Below are 18,460 nucleotides of genomic sequence, written 5' to 3'. Positions count from 1 at the left end.
GCCGGCCCGCCGGCTCATACGGAAGGCGCCGCCCCCCGGCCCACCGCCTGCCGCACCGCCCGGATCAGCGCCTGGGCCCGGGGGTCCGCCGTCACGGTCCTGCGCAGGCCGTTGGTGACGTAGCCGAAGGCGACGCCGGTCTCCGGGTCGGCGAAGCCGAGGGAGCCGCCGCGGCCGGGGTGGCCGAAGGAGCCCGGGCCGAGGAAGGGGGAGGTACCGCCGTGCAGCATGTAGCCGAGGCCGAAGCGGGTGCCGACGACCAGGACGCGGTCCGGGCCCGCCGACTCCTCGGCGCGGGCGAGGCCGACGGTGGCCGGGTCGAGGAGGCGTACGCCGTCGACCGGGCCGATCAGTGACGCGTAGAAGCGGGCCAGCCCGTCCGCCGTCGCGATGCCGTTCGCGGCGGGCAGGGCCGCCGCGCGGAACACCGGGTCGTTCTGGTCCGGGGAGGGCGTGATCGCGGCGAAGGCCCGGCGGGTGAGGGAGGCCGGGTCGGCGTAGGCGTCGGAGACCGCGCGCTTGGGGCGGGCGCGGAGCACGCCGGACGGCTCGGGCCCCTCGACCGGGCCGACCCGGCCCACCCGGTGCGCCCGGTCCTCCGGCAGCCCCACCCACAGGTCCAGTCCCAGCGGGCCGGCGATCTCGGACGCGATCCACGCGCCGGAACCCCGGCCGGTCACGCGCCGCACCAGGCCGTCGAGCAGCCAGCCGTAGGTCAGGGCGTGGTAGCCGTGGTCGGTGCCCGGCTCCCACACGGGCGCCTGGGCGGCGAGCGCCTCGGCGCCGCGCAGCGGGTCGGCCGCCTCCCGCGGGGTGAGCGGGCGGTCGAGGACCGGGAGCCCGGCACGGTGGTTCAGCACGTGCCGGACCAGCACCCGCTCCTTGCCGTGCGCCTTGAACTCCGGCCAGTACCGGCCGACCGGCGCGTCCAGGTCCAGCTCACCGCGCTGGTGCAGCAGCAGCGGGACGGCGGCGGCGACGCCCTTGGTCGCCGAGCGCACGACCTGGGCCGTGCCCCGCTCCCACGGCTCGGTGCCGTCGACGTCCTTCGCCCCGGCCCACAGGTCGACGACCCTGCGCCCGTCCCGGTAGACGGCGACCGCCGCGCCCCGGTCGCCGAGCGCCGCGAAGTTCCGGGCGAACGCCGCCCGGACCGGTTCGAAGCCCTCGGCCACCGTGCCGTGGACGGTCACGTCCACGACCGCCCGCGCCTTCGCGTCCGCATCCACGTCCGTCGGTCCCTTCCGGTCGGCTGGGGAGCAGGCGGCGGCCGCCCGGGGCAGCCGCCTGTGACAGTGGAAGCAACGGCCGTGGTCCGCCTGCGATTCCCGGGCCGTGCCGGGGCGGCGCGATCGTTACGGCGATGTTGCCGCCGTGTCCGGCCGCCCGGCGTCCCGGGGCCGTCCGCGCCTGCGCTCCTTCGCGCGCCGTCCGCCCCGGGAAGGAGCGGAGGCGAGGATTCCGGTGGGCGTGCACCATGGAGGACGGGGCGGGTACACGGTCCGTACGGCTTGTCAGGCCGGATGGCACAGCGTAAGGGGCCCACCGATGTCCGTAGTCGAGCAGCACGTACGAGCCCACGTCGTCACGGATGCCCCGGAAGAGGGCGGCGGGGCCGTACCCGTGGTGCTGCGGTACGACCCCGAGCACGACCCCCGGTCCTTCCTCATGAGGCTGCAGGGCGCCGACGCGCGCGAGTGGACCGTCGGGCGGGACCTGCTGGAACGGGGCCTGCGCACCCCCGCGGAAGCCGGCGGGGTGCGGGTGTGGCCGTGCGGCCGGGTGCAGACCATGGTCGAGTTCCACTCCGCGCACGGGGTGTCCATGGTGCAGTTCGACACCAAGCCCCTGGCACGGTTCCTGCGGCGGACGCACGCCGCCGCCGCGGAACCGGTGCCGCACTGAGGAGCCGGACCCGCGCCCCCGAGGAGCCGGGTCCGCGCCGGGGTGCGGGACTCAGCCGGCGCTCTTCAGCAGCGCCGCCACGAGCGGTCCGGCCGTCGAGCCGCCGTGGCCGCCCTGCTGGACCACGCCCGCGGCGGCCACGTCCCCGCGGTACGCGGTGAACCAGCCGTTGGGCTTCTTCTGCCCGTCGACCTCGGCCGACCCGGTCTTGGCGCCGATCTCGCCGCCCACCCCGGCCATCGCCTCCGCCGCCGTGCCGGCGGTCGCGGTGTACGACATCAGCTCCCGCAGCTGCGCCAGCGTGCCGGCCGACAGGGTGCGCGGGGCCGTCGCCAGCGTGCGCCCGTCCACCTCGGGCGGGACCAGGTACGGCTGGCGGAAGACGCCCGCCCGCACCGTCGCCGACACCGACGCCATGTTCAGCGGGCTCATCCGCACCCCGCCCTGGCCGATGAGCGAGGCCGCCATCGGGGCCTTCGACTGCACCGGCACCGCGCCGTCGAAGGACGGCACGCCGACCTGCCAGTCGTTCCGCGCCAGTCCGAAGACCTGCTGGGCCTGCTCGGTCAGGTCGTCGTCCTCGAGCTCGGGCGCCTGGCTGATGAAGGCCGTGTTGCAGGAGCGGGCGAAGCTCGCCTTGAAGGTGCCGTCCTTGATCTCGAACTCGTCGAGGTTCTGGAACTTCCAGCCGCCGTAGCTGAAGTACTTCGGGCACGGGTGCTTCTCGTCCATGGCGGCGAGGCCCTTGTCGAGCAGCAGCGAGGCGGTGACCACCTTCATGGTGGAGCCCGGGGCGAGCGAGCCCTGGAGCGCGGTGTTGAAACCGTGCGAGGAGTTCGCCACCGCCAGGATCTCGCCGGTCGACGCGCGCAGCGCCACCAGCGACGCCCGGGCCTTCCTGGCCACCTGCGCCTCGGCGGCGGCCTGCAGGGACGGGTCCAGCGTGGTCCGCACCGTGCCGGGCGTGCCCCCGCTCAGCTCCAGCAGGGTCTTGTCGGACAGCTTCGCCTTCTCGGACGCCTTGCCGCGCACCACCCGCAGCTCGACGCCCGCCTCGCCGCCCGCCTTGTCGCCGTACTTCTCGCGCAGGCCGTCCAGCACCGTCCCCAGGGACGGGTACTTCGCGGCGGTCAGCTCGCCGCCGTCGCGGTCCAGTGCCCTGACCGGCGGGGTGCCCGCCTCCCCGGTGACCAGCTTGTCGCCGTCCTTGAGGTCGGGGTGCACGACGGAGGGCTCCCAGGCGATCCGCGGTTCGCCGTCCCCGGCGCGGCGCACGACGGTCAGCGCGCTGTCGTACGCCAGCGGCTTGCTGAGGTCCTCGTACGCCACCGTGCCCTTCACCGAGAAGGGGACCTTGTCGCCGGCGCGGGTGCCGGCGGTGAGGGTGACGTCCTTGACGCGGGCGTCCTCGGCGTAGTCGGTGAGCAGGGCGGCGGCGGCCTCCGGGTCGTCGGTGACGGCGGCGGCCTCGCCCACCTTCCCGGACTGCCAGGCGGTGAGGAAGCGCTCGGCCGTGGCGGTGACCTCGTCGTCGGACAGCGGGCCGGTCCTGACCTCGACCTGCTGCCGGGCGGCGGCGCGCGTCCCCTCCTCGGAGGTCCCGCCGCCGAACAGCGCGTAGGCGCCGAACCCGGCGCCGCCGACGACCACGGCGATCGCTCCGCCGAGTACGGCGGGTCTCGTCTTCCGTCGTCCGGCGACGCGTCCTCTGTTGCCCACTGTGTTCCGTTCCTTTGCTGCTCGCCGGGCTCCCGCGGCCCTGGTGGCGCTCGTGGTGGCGGTGGTGCGTGGCGTTCACGGCGCGGCGCGGCGCGCCGGCGGCGCTCGTGTGCGCACACGACGGCCACCACCCTAGAGTCCCGGTGCGGGCGCGGCGCGTTCAGGAGCCCGCTCGTAGCACGGCTGCGACAATCGGACCGGCCGCGTCGCCGCCCCGGCCGCCCTGCTGGGCCATGGCCGCCGCCGCGACGTCGTTCCGGAAGCCGGTGAACCAGCTGTCGGAGGTGGCGTTGCCGTCCACCTCCGCGGAGCCGGTCTTCGCGCCGATGTCGCCGCCGAGCCCGGCCATGGCCGCGGCGCCGGTGCCCCGGGTGGCGGTGAGCCGCATCATCTGCTTCAGCTGGGCGGCGGTGCTCGCGGACAGGCCCTCGGCCCGCGCCAGCCGCCGGCCGTCGAGGTCCGGGGGGACGAGGTACGGCTGGCGGAAGGCGCCGGTGACGGCGGTGGCCGTCATCGAGGCCACGGTCAACGGGTTCATCTGCACCTGCCCCTGGCCGAGGGCGTTGGCCGCGCGGTCCGGGCCGGCGGAGGCGGGGACGCTGCCGTCGAAGGAGACGATGCCGGTCTTCCAGTCGTCCCGGCCGAGCCCGAAGCGCTCCTGGGCCTCCCGGGTGAGGGAGGCGTCGGTGAGCGGTTCCTCGTCGACGAGCTTGACGAAGGCGGTGTTGCAGGAGCGCAGGAAGCTGTCGGCGAGGGTGGCGCCCTCGTTCGGCCCCAGGCCGGTGAGGTTCTTGAAGGTCTGGCTCTGCCAGGTGGCGGTGGGCGGGCAGGGAGCCGGGCCGTTCATGGAGGTCACGCCGTTGTCGATGAGCATGGCGGCGGTGAGGATCTTCATGGTGGAGCCGGGGGCGACCCGGCCCTGGAAGGCCGCGTTGAACGCGTCCCGGCGGTGGTTGGCCACCGCCAGCACCTCGCCGGTGCTCGGCTTCACCGCCACCACCGACGACTCGGCGAACCGCTTCACCGCCTCCTCGGCCGCGGCCTGCACCCCGGGGCTGATCGTCGTGCGCAGCCTGCCCGGCCTGCCCTTCGCGAGGGTCAGCAGCGGGGTGTCGGCGGCGGTCTCGTCGGCGTGCCGGATCACCAGCTCGACGCCCGCCTCGCCGCCCGCCTCGGCGCCGTACTTCTCGCGCAGGGTGTCCAGGACCGGCCCGAGGGAGGGGTACCGCTCCTGCGTCAGCACGGTGCCGTCCCGGCCCACCGCCTCGATGGGGGGCTGCGCGGACTCCCCGGTGACCAGGGTGTCGCCGTCCCGGAGCCGGGGGTGCACGACGGAGGGCTCCCAGTCGACCAGCGCCCGCCCGGTGGTCTTCCCGCGCACGACGGTCAGCTCGCTCCGGTAGGTCAGCGGCCGGGACGTGCCGCCGTGGGTGACGGTCGCCCGCACGGTGAACGGGACGGTGGTGCCGGTGGCGGTCCCGGGCGTGATCCGCACCCCGCCGATGTGCGCCTCGTCGCCGTACGCCGTCAGCAGCGCGCCGGCCTCCTGCGCGTTGTCCGTGTACGACGCCGCCCGCTCCGCCCGCCCCTCCTCCCAGGCCGCGAAGAACTTCCCGGTCGTCTCCGCGACCTCGTCCCGGTCCGGCGGCCCGGACTTCGGCACCGGCGCACCGGCGACGCCGCCCCCGCCCCCGCTCACCGCCGACACGATGTTGTAGACGCCGTAACCGGCTCCGCCCACCATCACCGCGAACACCCCGCCGACGACGGCGACCTTGACCCCCTTGCCCATCGGGCCTTCCCCCTCACCGCCGAACCCCACGTCTTTCTGAACGTGTTCAGACAATTCGGCGGTGAGCACTCTATGGGCGGGGGGCGACCGCCGGGGCGGCTGTTTCCGTTTGTTGTCCGAAAGGAGACCGGGGCGTCCCGCCCTCCCGGCCCCCCGGGGACGCCCGTCCGGCTAGACCCACGTGTCCAGCCACATCCGCGCCCGCCAGTCGTCGATGGGGATGGCGGTGCCGGTGTGCAGGGGCCAGAAGTAGATGAAGTTCCAGGCGATCAGCAGGGTCAGGACGCCGGCCGCCGTCGCGCCCGCGACCCGGCGGGTGTCGGTGGAGCGGGGCGGGCCGACGACGGCGCCCAGGAGCATCGCCACCGCCAGGCACAGGAAGGGCAGGAAGACGATGGAGTAGAAGAAGAAGATCGTGCGCTCCTGGTACAGGAACCACGGCAGGTAGCCGGCCGCGACGCCGCAGGCGACGGCGCCCGCGCGCCAGTCGCGGCGGAAGAACCAGCGCCACAGGACGTAGAGGAGGGCGAAGCAGGCCACCCACCACAGCAGCGGGGTGCCGATGGCCAGGACCTCGCGGGCGCACTTCTCGCCCGCGTCGGCCGGGCAGCCGTCCGTGCCGGGGGCCGGGGACTCGTAGAAGTAGGAGACCGGGCGGCCGTTGACGATCCAGCTCCACGGGTTGGACTCGTAGGTGTGCGGCGAGGACAGGCCGACGTGGAAGTCGTAGACCTGGTTCTCGTAGTGCCACAGGCTGCGCCACCAGTCGGGGAGGAGCCAGGACCAGGCGCTGTCCTTGCCGGCCCCGGCCGCCCAGTCGCGGTAGTAGCCGCCGGAGCCGTCGGCCGGGGACAGGATCCAGCCGATCCACGAGGCGAAGTAGGTGAACACCGCCACCGGCACGGTGGACAGGAACGCCAGGCCCAGGTCGCGCCTCAGCACCGCCCGCCGGGGCCGGCGCGCGCCCGCGACCCGGCGGGCGCCGACGTCCCAGAGCACCGCCATCACGCAGAACGCGGCCATGACGTACAGGCCGTTCCACTTGGTGCCGACCGCCAGGCCCAGCATCAGGCCCGCCGCCAGGCGCCAGGGACGGAAGCCGATCCGGGTGTGCTCCGCGACGTGCGCGTCCGGCCGGGCCCGGCCGTCCGGGCCCACGGGCAGCGCGGCGGCGAGTCTCTCCCGTGCCCGGTCCCGGTCGACCAGCAGGCAGCCGAAGGCCGCCAGCACGAAGAACATCAGCACGCCGTCGAGCAGCGCGGTCCGGCTCATCACGAAGTGCAGCCCGTCCACCGCCATCAGCGCGCCCGCGAGGCAGCCGAGGAACGTGGAGCGGAACAGGCGCCGGCCGATGCGGCACAGCAGCAGGACCGACAGCGTGCCCAGCAGCGCCGTCATGAACCGCCAGCCGAACGGGGTGAACCCGAACATCAGCTCGCCCAGCCCGATGACGTACTTGCCGACCGGCGGGTGCACGACGTACGCCGCGTCCGTCGGGACGGGGACGTTCCCGCCCGAGGAGAGGATCAGGTCGTTGGCGTTCTTCTCCCAGTTGACCTCGAACCCGCGGTGGATCAGCGCCCACGCGTCCTTGGCGTAGTACGTCTCGTCGAATATCACCGCCTTCGGGCTGCCCAGGTTCCAGAACCGCAGCACCCCCGCCAGCAGCGTGACCAGCAGCGGCCCGCCCCACGCCGACCAGCGCACGATCCGGTCCGCGAGCAGCGGCGGCACCCCGACCGCCGACCACAGCCGCCCCGACGGCTCCGTGTACGGCGGCACCAGGCGGTCGCGGACGTCGCCTCCGGGGTCCGCCGCCGAGTAGCCGAAACGGCGCAGCCGCTGCTGCCACGGCGGCCGCTGCTCGTGCGGCGCCTGGTCCTGCCGGGTGTCCGTGGAGGACGCGGTACTGGTCACCGCGCCATCGTAGGGAACGGCGTCGGGGGAGTCCCGTGCATGGGCGGTATGCCCCGCCCGCGCGGGTTCCGGAGGGGGCCCGGGCCGTGCTCCGGTCGCGTACGGCGTCCGCGGCCCTGGGAGGATGGGGACGTGACCGGAACCCTCGTACTCGCAGGCACCCCCATCGGCGACGTCTCCGACGCCCCGCCCCGGCTCGCCGAGGAGCTGGCCGGCGCCGACGTCGTCGCCGCCGAGGACACCCGGCGGCTGCGGCGGCTGGCCCAGGCCCTCGGCGTCACGCCCGGGGGACGGATCGTGTCGTACTTCGAGGGCAACGAGTCCGCCCGCACGCCCGAGCTGGTCGAGGAACTGGCGGGCGGCGCACGCGTGCTGCTGGTGACGGACGCCGGGATGCCCTCGGTCTCCGACCCGGGGTACCGGCTGGTCGCGGCGGCCGTCGAGCGGGACATCAGGGTCACCGCGGTGCCCGGACCGTCCGCCGTGCTCACCGCGCTCGCGCTGTCGGGGCTGCCCGTGGACCGGTTCTGCTTCGAGGGGTTCCTGCCCCGCAAGGCCGGGGAGCGGCTGGGGCGGCTGCGCGAGGTGGCCGGGGAGCGGCGCACCCTCGTCTACTTCGAGGCCCCGCACCGCCTCGACGACACGCTCGCCGCGATGGCCGAGGTGTTCGGGGCCGACCGCCGGGCCGCCGTCTGCCGGGAGCTGACCAAGACGTACGAGGAGGTCAGGCGGGGCCCGCTGGCCGAGCTCGCCGCGTGGGCCGCCGAGGGCGTGCGCGGCGAGATCACCGTGGTGGTCGAGGGGGCGCCGGAGAAGGGGGCCGAGGAGGTGGACGCCGCCGAGCTGGTGCGCCGGGTGCGGGCGCGCGAGGAGGCCGGGGAGCGGCGCAAGGAGGCGATCGCCGCGGTGGCCGTGGCGGCGGGGGTGCCGAAGCGGGAGGTGTTCGACGCGGTGGTGGCGGCGAAGCGCTCCGGGGAGTAGGCCCGCCGCGGGACCGTCGTCCCCGGCGCCTGCCCGGGGCCTGCCGCGTCCCTTCCGCGGGGGCCCGTCGGGAAGCCCACCGGGAGGTCCGTCGGGAAGCCCACCGGGAGGCCCGTCGGAAGACCTGTCGGGAGGTCCGCCGGGAGGGCCGGGCCCCGCGCCCGGACGGTGCGGGGCGCCCCTTCCGTAGGATCGGGGACATGCCTGAGAACGCCCCCGACCAGCCCACCGGGCCCGCCAGGACCGGCGGGACCGGCAAGGACACCGCCCCGCCGCTCCCGGAACCCCTGCGGGTGCCGGTCGCGGACTCGCACACCCACCTCGACATGCAGTCCGGAACGGTGGAGGAGGCCCTCGCCAAGGCCGCCTCCGTGGGCGTGACGACGGTCGTGCAGGTCGGCTGCGACCTCGCGGGCTCGCGCTGGGCGGCCGAGACGGCCGCGGCGCACGACGCCGTCCACGCCACCGTGGCGCTGCACCCCAACGAGGCGCCGCGCATCGTCCACGGGGACCCCGACGGCTGGTCCCGGCAGGGCGCCCGCGCGCCCGGCGGGGACGCCGCGCTGGACGAGGCGCTCGCCGAGATCGACCGGCTGGCCGCGCTGCCCCAGGTCAAGGGCGTCGGCGAGACCGGACTCGACTACTTCCGCACCGGACCGGAGGGCAAACAGGCGCAGGAGCGCTCCTTCCGCGCCCACATCGAGATCGCCAAGCGGCACGGCAAGACCCTGGTGATCCACGACCGCGACGCCCACGCCGACGTCCTGCGCGTCCTGAAGGAGGAGGGCGCCCCCGAGCGGACCGTCTTCCACTGCTACTCGGGGGACGCGGAGATGGCGGAGGTCTGCGCCGCCGCCGGGTACTACATGTCGTTCGCCGGCAACGTCACCTTCAAGAACGCGCGGAACCTGCGCGACGCGCTCGCCGTGGCCCCGCTGGAGCTGGTCCTGGTGGAGACCGACGCGCCGTTCCTGACGCCGGTGCCGTACCGCGGGCGCCCCAACGCCCCGTACCTGGTGCCGGTGACCGTGCGCGCCATGGCGGCCGTACGGGGGACCGACGAGGACACCCTGGCCGCGGCCCTCGGGGCGAACACGGCCCGCGCCTTCGGTTACTGAGGTCCGGCCGAGGTCACCGGCCGGGGCGGCCCCGGCCGCCCCGTACCCTTGTCCCGTGACCAGCCCCACCCCCGACGCCCTCCTGGGCCCCGCCGACGTCCGCGAACTGGCGGCCGCCCTCGGCGTGCGGCCCACCAAGCAGCGCGGCCAGAACTTCGTCATCGACGCCAACACGGTCCGCCGCATCGTCCGCACCGCCGAGGTCCGCCCCGACGACGTGGTCGTCGAGGTCGGTCCGGGACTCGGCTCGCTCACGCTGGCGCTGCTGGAGGCGGCCGACCGGGTCACCGCCGTCGAGATCGACGACGTCCTGGCCGCCGCGCTGCCCGCCACCGTCGCCGCCCGCATGCCCGGGCGCGCCGAACGGTTCGCGCTGGTCCACTCCGACGCGATGCACGTCACCGAGCTGCCCGGCCCCGCCCCGACCGCACTGGTCGCCAACCTCCCCTACAACGTGGCCGTCCCGGTGCTGCTGCACATGCTCGAGACCTTCCCGAGCATCGAACGCACCCTGGTCATGGTCCAGTCGGAGGTCGCCGACCGGCTCGCCGCCGCGCCCGGTTCGAAGGTCTACGGCGTGCCCTCGGTCAAGGCCAACTGGTACGCCGAGGTCAAGCGGGCCGGCGCCATCGGACGGAACGTCTTCTGGCCGGCGCCCAACGTCGACAGCGGGCTGGTCTCCCTGGTCCGCCGGGCCGAGCCGCCGAAGACCGCCGCCTCCCGGCGCGAGGTCTTCGCCGTCGTCGACGCCGCCTTCGCGCAGCGCCGCAAGACGCTGCGCGCGGCGCTCGCCGGCTGGGCGGGCTCGGCGGCCGCGGCCGAGGCCGCCCTGGTCGCCGCCGGGGTGTCGCCGCAGGCACGCGGGGAGTCCCTGACCGTCGAGGAGTTCGCGCGCATCGCCGAGCACGCCCCGGACGAGGAGCCCGCCGCGTGAGCGTCACCGTCCGCGTCCCCGCCAAGGTCAACGTCCAGCTCGCGGTCGGCGCCGCCCGTCCCGACGGCTTCCACGACCTGGCCAACGTCTTCCTCGCGGTCGGCCTGTACGACGAGGTCACCGCCGCCCCGTCGCCGGACGGACCGCGGATCACCTGCGCCGGCCCCGATGCCGGCCAGGTCCCCCTGGACCGCACGAACCTCGCGGCGCGCGCCGCCCTCGCCCTCGCCGAGCGGTACGGCCGCGACGCCGACGTGCACCTGCACATCGCCAAGGACATCCCCGTGGCCGGCGGCATGGCGGGTGGCAGCGCGGACGGCGCGGGCGCGCTGCTGGCCTGCGACGCGCTGTGGGGCACGGGCGCCTCGCGGGAGGAACTGCTCGGCCTCTGCGCCGAGCTGGGCAGCGACGTGCCGTTCAGCCTGGTGGGAGGGGCGGCGCTGGGCACCGGACGGGGCGAGAGGCTCCAGGAGCTGGAGGTCGGCGGGACCTTCCACTGGGTGTTCGCGATGGCCGGGCGCGGACTGTCCACCCCGGCGGTCTTCCGCGAGTTCGACCGGCTGGCCGAGGGCCGGGACGTCCCCGGGCCGGTGGCCGCGCGGGACGTGCTCGACGCCCTCGCCAAGGGCGACCCCGACGCGCTCGCCGCCGCCGTCTCCAACGACCTCCAGCCCGCCGCCCTGTCCCTGTTCCCGGAACTCGCCGGCACCCTCGCGGCCGGGCGCGCGGCCGGGGCCCTGGCCGCGCTGGTCTCGGGCTCGGGACCGACCACGGCGTTCCTCGTCCGGGACGCGGAGTCGGCGGCCGAGGTCGCCGGCGCCCTGCGGGCGTCCGGGACCTGCCGCACGGTGCGCACGGCGGCGGGGCCGGTGCCGGGGGCGACGGTCCTCTGAGGGGCTCAGGACCGCGTTTCGACCGGGCCCAGGTCGACGGCGATGCCGGAGGGCTTGTCGACCTCGATCCCGATCCGGTCGCGGTGCATGCCCGTGTGCGGATACCCGCAGGTGATGGGTCCAGCTCGGCCACGTGGGGGAACGGACCGCCGCCCGTCTCCGATCACGTCGTCACGAAGAGTGACCGTCTCCTCGCGCGCCGGCCGCCGTCCGGGAGGTCCTACGCTGGATAGCCGATCGATCCCCCAGGCAGGAGTGAAATGGCCGTCAATCTGGTCAATGTCGAGAACGTCAGCAAGGTGTACGGCACCCGTGCCCTCCTCGACGGCGTCTCGCTCGGTGTGTCCGAAGGGGACCGGATCGGGGTCGTCGGACGCAACGGTGACGGCAAGACCACGCTCATCCGGATGCTGGCCCGGCTGGAGGAGGCCGACACCGGGCGGGTCACGCACTCCGGCGGGCTGCGCATCGGCGTGCTCACCCAGCACGACTCCCTCGACCCCGCGGCCACCGTCCGGCACGAGGTCATCGGCGACATGGCCGACCACGAGTGGGCGGGCGACGCCAAGGTCCGCGACGTGCTGACCGGACTGTTCGGCGGCCTGGACCTGCCCGGTTTCCCCAAGGGGCTGGACACCGTCATCGGTCCGCTGTCCGGCGGCGAGCGGCGCCGGATCGCGCTGGCCAAGCTGCTCATCGAGGAACAGGACCTGATCGTCCTCGACGAGCCCACCAACCACCTCGACGTCGAGGGCATCGCCTGGCTCGCCGGGCACCTGCGCGAACGGCGCTCGGCCCTGGTCTGCGTCACCCACGACCGCTGGTTCCTCGACCAGGTCTGCACCCGCATGTGGGACGTGCAGCGCGGCACCGTGTACGAGTACGAGGGCGGCTACTCCGACTACGTCTTCGCCCGCGCCGAGCGCGAGCGCATCGCCGCCACCGAGGAGGCCAAGCGGCAGAACCTGGTCCGCAAGGAGCTGGCCTGGCTGCGCCGCGGCGCGCCCGCGCGGACCTCCAAGCCGCGCTTCCGCGTCGAGGCCGCCAACGAGCTCATCAAGGACGTCCCGCCGCCCCGCGACAGCAGCGAGCTGATGAAGTTCGCCTCCTCGCGGCTGGGCAGGACGGTGTTCGACCTCGAGGACGTCACCGTCCAGGCCGGACCCAAGGTGCTGCTCGAGCACGTCACCTGGCAGCTCGGCCCCGGCGACCGCGTCGGCCTGGTCGGCGTCAACGGCGCCGGGAAGACGTCCCTGCTGCGGGCGCTGGCCGAGGCGGCCCGCACCGAGGGCGAGGCCCAGCCCGCGGGCGGCCGCATCCGCGTCGGCAAGACGGTCAGGCTCGCCTACCTCTCCCAGGAGGTCGCCGAACTCGACCCCTCCTGGCGGGTGCTCCAGGCCGTGCAGCAGGTGCGCGAGCGCGTCGACCTCGGCAAGGGGCGCGAGATGACCGCCGGGCAGCTGTGCGAGACGTTCGGGTTCGGCAAGGAGAAGCAGTGGACGCCGGTCGGCGACCTGTCCGGCGGTGAGCGGCGCAGGCTCCAGCTGCTGCGCCTGCTCATGGACGAGCCCAACGTCCTCTTCCTCGACGAGCCCACCAACGACCTCGACATCGAGACCCTCACCCAGCTCGAGGACCTCCTCGACGGCTGGCCCGGTTCGATGATCGTCATCTCCCACGACCGGTTCTTCGTCGAGCGCACCACCGACCGGGTGTTCGCCCTCCTCGGCGACGGCACCCTGCGGATGCTGCCGCGCGGCATCGACGAGTACCTGGAGCGGCGCCGGCGGATGGCGGAGGCCGCCGCGGCCGCGGCCCCGGCACCCGCCGTCCGCACCGGGCCGGACGCCCCCGAGAGGAGCGCCGCCGACCTGCGCGCCGCCAAGAAGGAGCTGCAGAGGATCGAGCGGCAGCTGGACAAGGTCTCCGAGAAGGAGGCCAAGCTGCACGCCGCCATCGCCGAGCACGCCACCGACTTCGCGAAGGTCGCCGAACTCGACGCCGAACTGCGGGAACTGGCCGGTCAGCGGGAAGAGCTGGAGCTGCGCTGGCTGGAACTCGCCGAGGACGCCTGACCCGCGCGCACCCCCTGCGTGCTCCCGCACGCGCCCGCGTGCGGGAGCACGTGCGGCGTGAAGAGGGCGTGAAGGCGCGTAACAGGGGCATCACGGGCCGGTCCTCCCTTGGGAACAGGGGCGGAAGCGGCCCGGTGGGCCGTCGGTGCCGGGTGATAGAAAGAGCCCGTCTGAGAACTGTCCGCAGACGGCTCTGGGTTCCTCACGTACCTCAGGGCGTGGCTAAAAATCAGTGAGTAAGGGGGAACGCGCTGATGACTCAGCCGCCCAACCAGCCGCCGCAGGGTGGTTTCGGAGCGCCGCAGGACCCGCCGCCGCAGGGTGGTTTCGGAGCGCCGCAGGACCCGCCGCCGCAGGGTGGTTTCGGAGCGCCGCAGGACCCGCCGCCGGGCGGGGGGTTCGGGGCGCCGCAGACGCCGCCGCCCCCGCAGGGCCCGCCGCAGGCGCCGCCGTCCGGTGCCCCGCAGCCCGGGTACGGCTACCCGCAGCAGCCGGGGCCGTACGCCTCCGGGCCGTACGCCTCCGGCCCCTACGGGCAGCCGCAGCAGCCGGGGCCGTACGGGCAGCCCGGCTACGGCTACCCGCCGCAGCCGCAGTTCCCCGGGGCGCCCGGCACGCCGCCCCCCGGATCCGGCTCCCGCAACCCCTTCAAGGGCAAGCCGGCCCTCGTCGTCGGTGCCGCGGCGGTGGCGCTGCTGCTCGTCGGCGGCACCGTGTGGGCGGTCTCCGGCGGCGGCGAGAAGGACGAGAAGCCGGTCGCCCGGCAGAGCGACGACGCCAAGCCCGGGTCCGGCGCCTCCGGTGCCCCGGTCAACCCCGGTGACGGCAGCGGCGACGGCGGCGAGGACCCGGAGAACCTCAACGAGGGCCGCAAGGCCGGCGAGTCCAAGGTGCTCTGGTACAAGGAGGCGCCCGACGCGCCCGGCTCCGGCGCCGAGGCCCCCGGCATGTGGATCACCGACAGAACGGCGGTGAAGGCGGCCTACACGCAGCTGTCCGCGTACCGCGTCGGGGACGGCAAGCCCGCCTGGGAGCCCCTGGTCTTCCCGCACAAGATCTGTGCGGTCACCCCGGAGAAGACGGCCGACAACAAGATCGTCGTCGCGCACATGAGCGGCAAGAGCGACCGCGCCAAGTGCAACCAGCTCCAGCTCGTCGACCTCGACACCGGGGAGAAGGGCTGGACCGAGGAGGTCGCCGACGGCGCGCTGTTCGACTCCGCGCTCTCCATCGAGCTGACCCTCGCCGGCAACACGCTGGTGGTGGGCCGCTCGCAGTCCGGCACGGCGTACGACGTGACGAACGGCAAGAAGCTGTTCGAGTCGAAGAAGTACGGCGACGCCTGCTTCCCCGCCGGGTTCGCGGGCGGCACGCGGCTGGTCCAGGTCGCCTCCTGCGGCGCCGGCACCGACAACGCGCACGACGAGGTCCGGGAGCTCGACCCGAAGACCGGCAAGGTGAAGTGGACCCGGAAGTTCGACAAGGGCTGGCGCGTCGAGCGCGCCTACTCCGTCGACCCGCTGGTCGTCTACAGCACCAACAGGGACAAGAAGGCCTGGAACATCTCCACCTTCACCCCCGCCGGCGAGTTCCGCTCCGAGGTCGGCTTCGACGAGGACTTCGCCCCCACCTGCGGCTGGGCCATCCTGGCGCGCGACCTGCAGGGCTGCGAGGGCGTCGCCGCCGACGCCGACACCCTGTACCTGCCCACCAAGGCGACCACCGGCGCCAACGAGATCGTCGCGGTGGGCCTCGCCGACGGCAAGGAGAAGTGGCGGGTCAAGTCCCCGGCGGAGGAGTCGATGGTGCCGCTGAAGGTCGAGGGCGGCAAGCTCATCGCCTACGTGGAGCCCTCCTACGACGCGGGCGGCCAGGTCGTGGCCATCCCGACCACCGGAAGCGACCACGAGCCGGTCAGGCTGATGCAGAACCCGCAGGGCGTCGCGAAGATCGAGAACAGCTTCTACAGCAGGTCGATCGACTGGGTCGACGGACGCTTCTACATCTCGACCACCCGGCTGACCGGCAATGACGAGGCGAAGGAGAAGTTGATGCTCGCCTACGGCAAGTGAGGCGCACGGCGGCGGCGCGGCGGGCCGGCCCCGGACGGCCGGCGCCCTCGCCCCGCCCGGTCGCCCGCCCGTCGCAGCCCGTCCCCCTCCCCGAGGTACTCACGCCATGACCCAGCCGCCTCAGCCGTCCGACCAGCCTCCGCAGCAGCCGGGCTTCGGCCCGCCGCAGGACCCGGCGCCCCCGGCCGCCCCGTCCCCGCAGCAGCCGCCCGCTCCGGGTGGACCCGACCTCACCAAGGCTCCCGAGCCCGGGTACGGGTACCCGCAGTCGCCCCCGGCCGCCCCGTCCCCGCAGCAGCCGCCCGCTCCGGGTGGACCCGACCTCACCAAGGCTCCCGAGCCCGGGTACGGGTACCCGCAGGCCCCGCAGTCGCCCCCGGCCGCCCCGCCCACACCCCCGTCGGCCGCCCCGCAGCCCGGGTACGGCTACCCGGGGCAGCAGCCTCCGGCCGGGTACGGCTACCCCGGGCCGCAGCAGGGGCCGTACGGGCAGCCGCAGCAGCCGGGGCCGTACGGCCAGCCCGGGTACGGCTATCCGCAGGCGACCGTGCCGATGCAGGTGCAGCCGGGCGGCGGCGGACGGAAGGTCAACGCGCAGCTGGCCATCATCGTCGCCGCGGTCGTGGCCATCGCCCTGATCGTCGGAGCCGGCGTCTGGTACGCGTCCTTCGGCAAGGACGACGACAAGAACACCTCAGCGGACTCCGGCGGCACCGGGGACCGGGACGCCGAGAACGGCGGCGGGGGCGGCACCACCGCCGGCGGCGACGAGAAGGCCCCGGCCGACCCCGGCTCCAAGGTCCTCTTCCAGGTGCCGGCGCCCGAGGTCCCCGAGGACAGCTCGACCGTCGTCACCGCGGGGTCCTGGGTGACCGACACGGTGTACGCCAAGAGCGGCATCGCCGAGATCGTCGGCTACGACCGCGACAAGGGCACCAAGCGGTGGACGATCGACCTGCCCGGCCCGGTGTGCGAGGCCAGCGGCCACGTCACCGGGGACAACAGGACGGCGATCGTCTACAAGCCGGCCATGCCGACCAAGAACGAGCCCCAGCGCTGCACGCGGGTCGGGCTGATCGACCTGGAGGCGGGCAAGGAGGTGTGGTCCAAGTCCGCCGAGAGCGGCACCATGCCGATCAGCTTCAACAACGTCACCCTCGGCGGGGGCACCGTCGCCGCGGGCAGCACCAGCGGGGGCGCCGCCTGGGACATCGCCTCCGGCAAGCAGCTGTGGGCCCCCAAGAGGGCCGACTCCTGCTACGACGCGGGGTACGGCGGCGGCGAGAAGCTGGTCGCGGTGCGCAGGTGCGGCCCGTACGGCCGGCAGCAGCTGCACATCCAGACCGTCGACCCGAAGTCCGGGACGGTGATCAGCGAGTACAAGATGGACGAGGGCATCGACTACGCCGGTGTCGTCTCCACCGACCCGCTCGTGGTGGCGGCCGACGTCGGCGACTCCGCGGGGGACGGCAGCGGCATCTCCGACTTCTTCTCCATCGACAACAGGACCGGCGAGCTGCGCGCGCGCATCTCCGCGCCGGGCGAGGAGTACGGGGCCCGCTGCGACACCATCACCAAGATCGAGAAGTGCAGCGGACTGGCGGTCGGCAACGACCGGCTGTACATCGCGACCGAGGAGAGCGAGAGCACGGGCAAGTACGGCCGGACCAACGAGGTCGTGGCCTTCGACCTGGCGACCGGCAAGAAGACCGGCCAGCGGGCCGACGCGGGTGACGGCTACACGATCACTCCGCTGCGGATGGACGGCGGCAACATCCTGGCGTACAAGCGCCCGCCGTACGACAAGGGCGGGCAGGTCGTGAGCATCGACGGGGGCTCCTTCCGGCAGACGAAGCTGATGGAGAACCCGGCGACGGAATCCGTGCGGGACGTGGAGACGCGGATGCTGCCGGAGCACGCCGAGTTCCTGTTCTCGCAGGGGAGGCTGTACATGTCGGCCGTGTACGCCAGCAGCTTCACGGACTCCGAGAAGAGGTACCTGGCGATCGCGTTCGGCACCGGCTGATCCCCGGTCGCCCGCCCGGCCCGCCGCACGGCCCCGTCCCGGTCAGGGACGGGGCCGTGCGCGTACCGCTCGTCGTGCGCCCCTCGCCACCGAATACGAGAATTTCGGTGATCCGGGGCGATTCTCGCCGGTAGGGGGAGCGCGACGTCGAACAAGCGTGTAGCTTCCGGGGGCATCCACGGGGACCCGCCGGGGGGTCCGGACGGGACGGCGGCGCACGGGGGTGCGCGCGGTAGGGGGGTTGGGCGTCCGATGGGAGTGCGGCTGATGGTGGTCGACGACCACCGCTTGCTCGCGGAGGCGCTGGCCTCGGCGCTGAAGCTGCGGGGGCACCGGGTGCTGGCCTCGGCGGCGCCGGCGGCGGGGGCGGCGGATCTGGTGATCAGCCGGGCGCCGGAGGTGTGTCTCCTGGGGACGGCGGCACCGGCGGAGCCGGGGACCTTCGACCCGGTGGTGAGGATCAAGCGGGAGCGGCCGCAGGTGGCGGTGCTGGTGCTGGGGCCGGTGCCGAACCCGCGCGGGATCGCGGCGGCGTTCGCGGCGGGGGCGTCGGGGTACGTGCGGCACGACGAGCGCATCGAGGGCGTCGAGCGGGCGATCATGAAGGCGCGGGCGGGGGAGGCGGCGGTGGCGCCGCAGTTGCTGCAGGGGGCGTTCGGCGAACTGCTGAACCCGGCGGCGCAGCCGGACGACGAGGGGCAGCGGCTGCTGCGGATGCTGACGCCGCGGGAGGTGGAGGTGCTGGTGCGGGTGGCCGAGGGCGAGGACACCCGGCTGATCGCGGCGGGCATGGGCATCGCCCCGTCGACGGCGCGGACGCACGTGCAGCGGGTGCTGATGAAACTGGGCGTGGGGTCGCGGCTGGAAGCGGCGGCGCTGGCGGCGCGGACGGGACTGCTGGAGCGGGCGGGACCGGTGCGGGGGCGGGCGTCCGCGCGGGACTGACCCCCGGCGGGGGGGGGGGGGGGGGGGGGGCCCCCGGCGCGCCCCTCCTGGGTTCTTTTCTTCTATGTTTCGGGAGGAGGGAC

The 18,460-nt window shown here is 74.4% G+C and carries 13 protein-coding genes; 9 read left to right on the top strand and 4 right to left on the bottom strand.

The window, feature by feature from the left end:
- Positions 1 to 14 precede the first annotated feature (14 nt).
- A complete protein-coding gene (locus ACZ56B_RS02845; RefSeq protein WP_468785914.1) occupies positions 15 to 1,193 on the bottom strand; it encodes a serine hydrolase domain-containing protein in 1,179 nt (392 codons plus the stop codon).
- A 355-nt stretch (positions 1,194 to 1,548) separates the two neighbouring features.
- On the opposite strand from ACZ56B_RS02845, the gene ACZ56B_RS02840 reads away from it, so the two are divergent.
- On the top strand, positions 1,549 to 1,905 hold the full coding sequence (locus ACZ56B_RS02840; RefSeq protein ID WP_468785542.1) for an SsgA family sporulation/cell division regulator: 357 nt from the start codon (positions 1,549 to 1,551) through the stop codon (positions 1,903 to 1,905).
- Positions 1,906 to 1,956: 51 nt separating this feature from the next.
- On the opposite strand, the gene ACZ56B_RS02835 is transcribed toward ACZ56B_RS02840, so the two are convergent.
- The 3 genes from ACZ56B_RS02835 to ACZ56B_RS02825 all read right to left on the bottom strand — a co-directional run bounded on the left by ACZ56B_RS02835 (position 1,957) and on the right by ACZ56B_RS02825 (position 7,333).
- Positions 1,957 to 3,624 (bottom strand): penicillin-binding transpeptidase domain-containing protein, encoded by a 1,668-nt coding sequence (locus ACZ56B_RS02835; RefSeq protein WP_468785540.1) that lies wholly within the window; start codon positions 3,622 to 3,624, stop codon positions 1,957 to 1,959.
- Positions 3,625 to 3,784: 160 nt separating this feature from the next.
- Positions 3,785 to 5,416 carry a penicillin-binding transpeptidase domain-containing protein gene (locus ACZ56B_RS02830; RefSeq protein WP_468785538.1) on the bottom strand — a complete coding sequence of 544 codons (1,632 nt, stop codon included), beginning with the start codon at positions 5,414 to 5,416 and terminating at the stop codon, positions 3,785 to 3,787.
- A 171-nt stretch (positions 5,417 to 5,587) separates the two neighbouring features.
- Positions 5,588 to 7,333: a dolichyl-phosphate-mannose--protein mannosyltransferase gene (locus tag ACZ56B_RS02825; protein WP_468785536.1), complete on the bottom strand. Its 1,746-nt coding sequence runs from the start codon at positions 7,331 to 7,333 to the stop codon at positions 5,588 to 5,590.
- A 132-nt stretch (positions 7,334 to 7,465) separates the two neighbouring features.
- Between ACZ56B_RS02825 and rsmI the strand changes: the two genes are divergently transcribed.
- From rsmI to ACZ56B_RS02785, 8 genes are all read left to right on the top strand, one after another.
- Entirely contained in the window at positions 7,466 to 8,314 is an 849-nt protein-coding gene (gene rsmI, locus ACZ56B_RS02820) for a 16S rRNA (cytidine(1402)-2'-O)-methyltransferase (protein WP_468785534.1), read from the top strand.
- A gap of 200 nt (positions 8,315 to 8,514) precedes the next feature.
- Positions 8,515 to 9,432 carry a TatD family hydrolase gene (locus ACZ56B_RS02815; RefSeq protein WP_468785532.1) on the top strand — a complete coding sequence of 306 codons (918 nt, stop codon included), beginning with the start codon at positions 8,515 to 8,517 and terminating at the stop codon, positions 9,430 to 9,432.
- A 55-nt stretch (positions 9,433 to 9,487) separates the two neighbouring features.
- Positions 9,488 to 10,366 carry a 16S rRNA (adenine(1518)-N(6)/adenine(1519)-N(6))-dimethyltransferase RsmA gene (gene rsmA, locus ACZ56B_RS02810; protein WP_468785530.1) on the top strand — a complete coding sequence of 293 codons (879 nt, stop codon included), beginning with the start codon at positions 9,488 to 9,490 and terminating at the stop codon, positions 10,364 to 10,366.
- Complete coding sequence (locus tag ACZ56B_RS02805) at positions 10,363 to 11,259, top strand: 4-(cytidine 5'-diphospho)-2-C-methyl-D-erythritol kinase (protein ID WP_468785528.1); 897 nt, start codon at positions 10,363 to 10,365, stop codon at positions 11,257 to 11,259. The genes rsmA and ACZ56B_RS02805 overlap by 4 nt, the downstream gene beginning before the upstream one ends.
- Before the next feature lie 260 nt (positions 11,260 to 11,519).
- The gene (locus ACZ56B_RS02800) at positions 11,520 to 13,334 is read left to right on the top strand and encodes an ABC-F family ATP-binding cassette domain-containing protein (RefSeq protein ID WP_468785526.1); all 1,815 of its coding nucleotides are present in this window, start codon (positions 11,520 to 11,522) and stop codon (positions 13,332 to 13,334) included.
- Positions 13,335 to 13,588: 254 nt separating this feature from the next.
- On the top strand, positions 13,589 to 15,406 hold the full coding sequence (locus ACZ56B_RS02795) for an outer membrane protein assembly factor BamB family protein (RefSeq protein ID WP_468785524.1): 1,818 nt from the start codon (positions 13,589 to 13,591) through the stop codon (positions 15,404 to 15,406).
- A 106-nt stretch (positions 15,407 to 15,512) separates the two neighbouring features.
- Positions 15,513 to 17,432 carry an outer membrane protein assembly factor BamB family protein gene (locus ACZ56B_RS02790; RefSeq protein WP_468785522.1) on the top strand — a complete coding sequence of 640 codons (1,920 nt, stop codon included), beginning with the start codon at positions 15,513 to 15,515 and terminating at the stop codon, positions 17,430 to 17,432.
- Between the two features lie 252 nt (positions 17,433 to 17,684).
- Entirely contained in the window at positions 17,685 to 18,377 is a 693-nt protein-coding gene (locus tag ACZ56B_RS02785) for a helix-turn-helix transcriptional regulator (protein ID WP_468785520.1), read from the top strand.
- Positions 18,378 to 18,460 lie beyond the last annotated feature (83 nt).

Source organism: Streptomyces sp. NPDC034670 (genome assembly GCF_055574875.1).
Note: the sequence above shows the minus strand (reverse complement) of the source record. Positions and strands in the feature narration are given on the sequence as shown.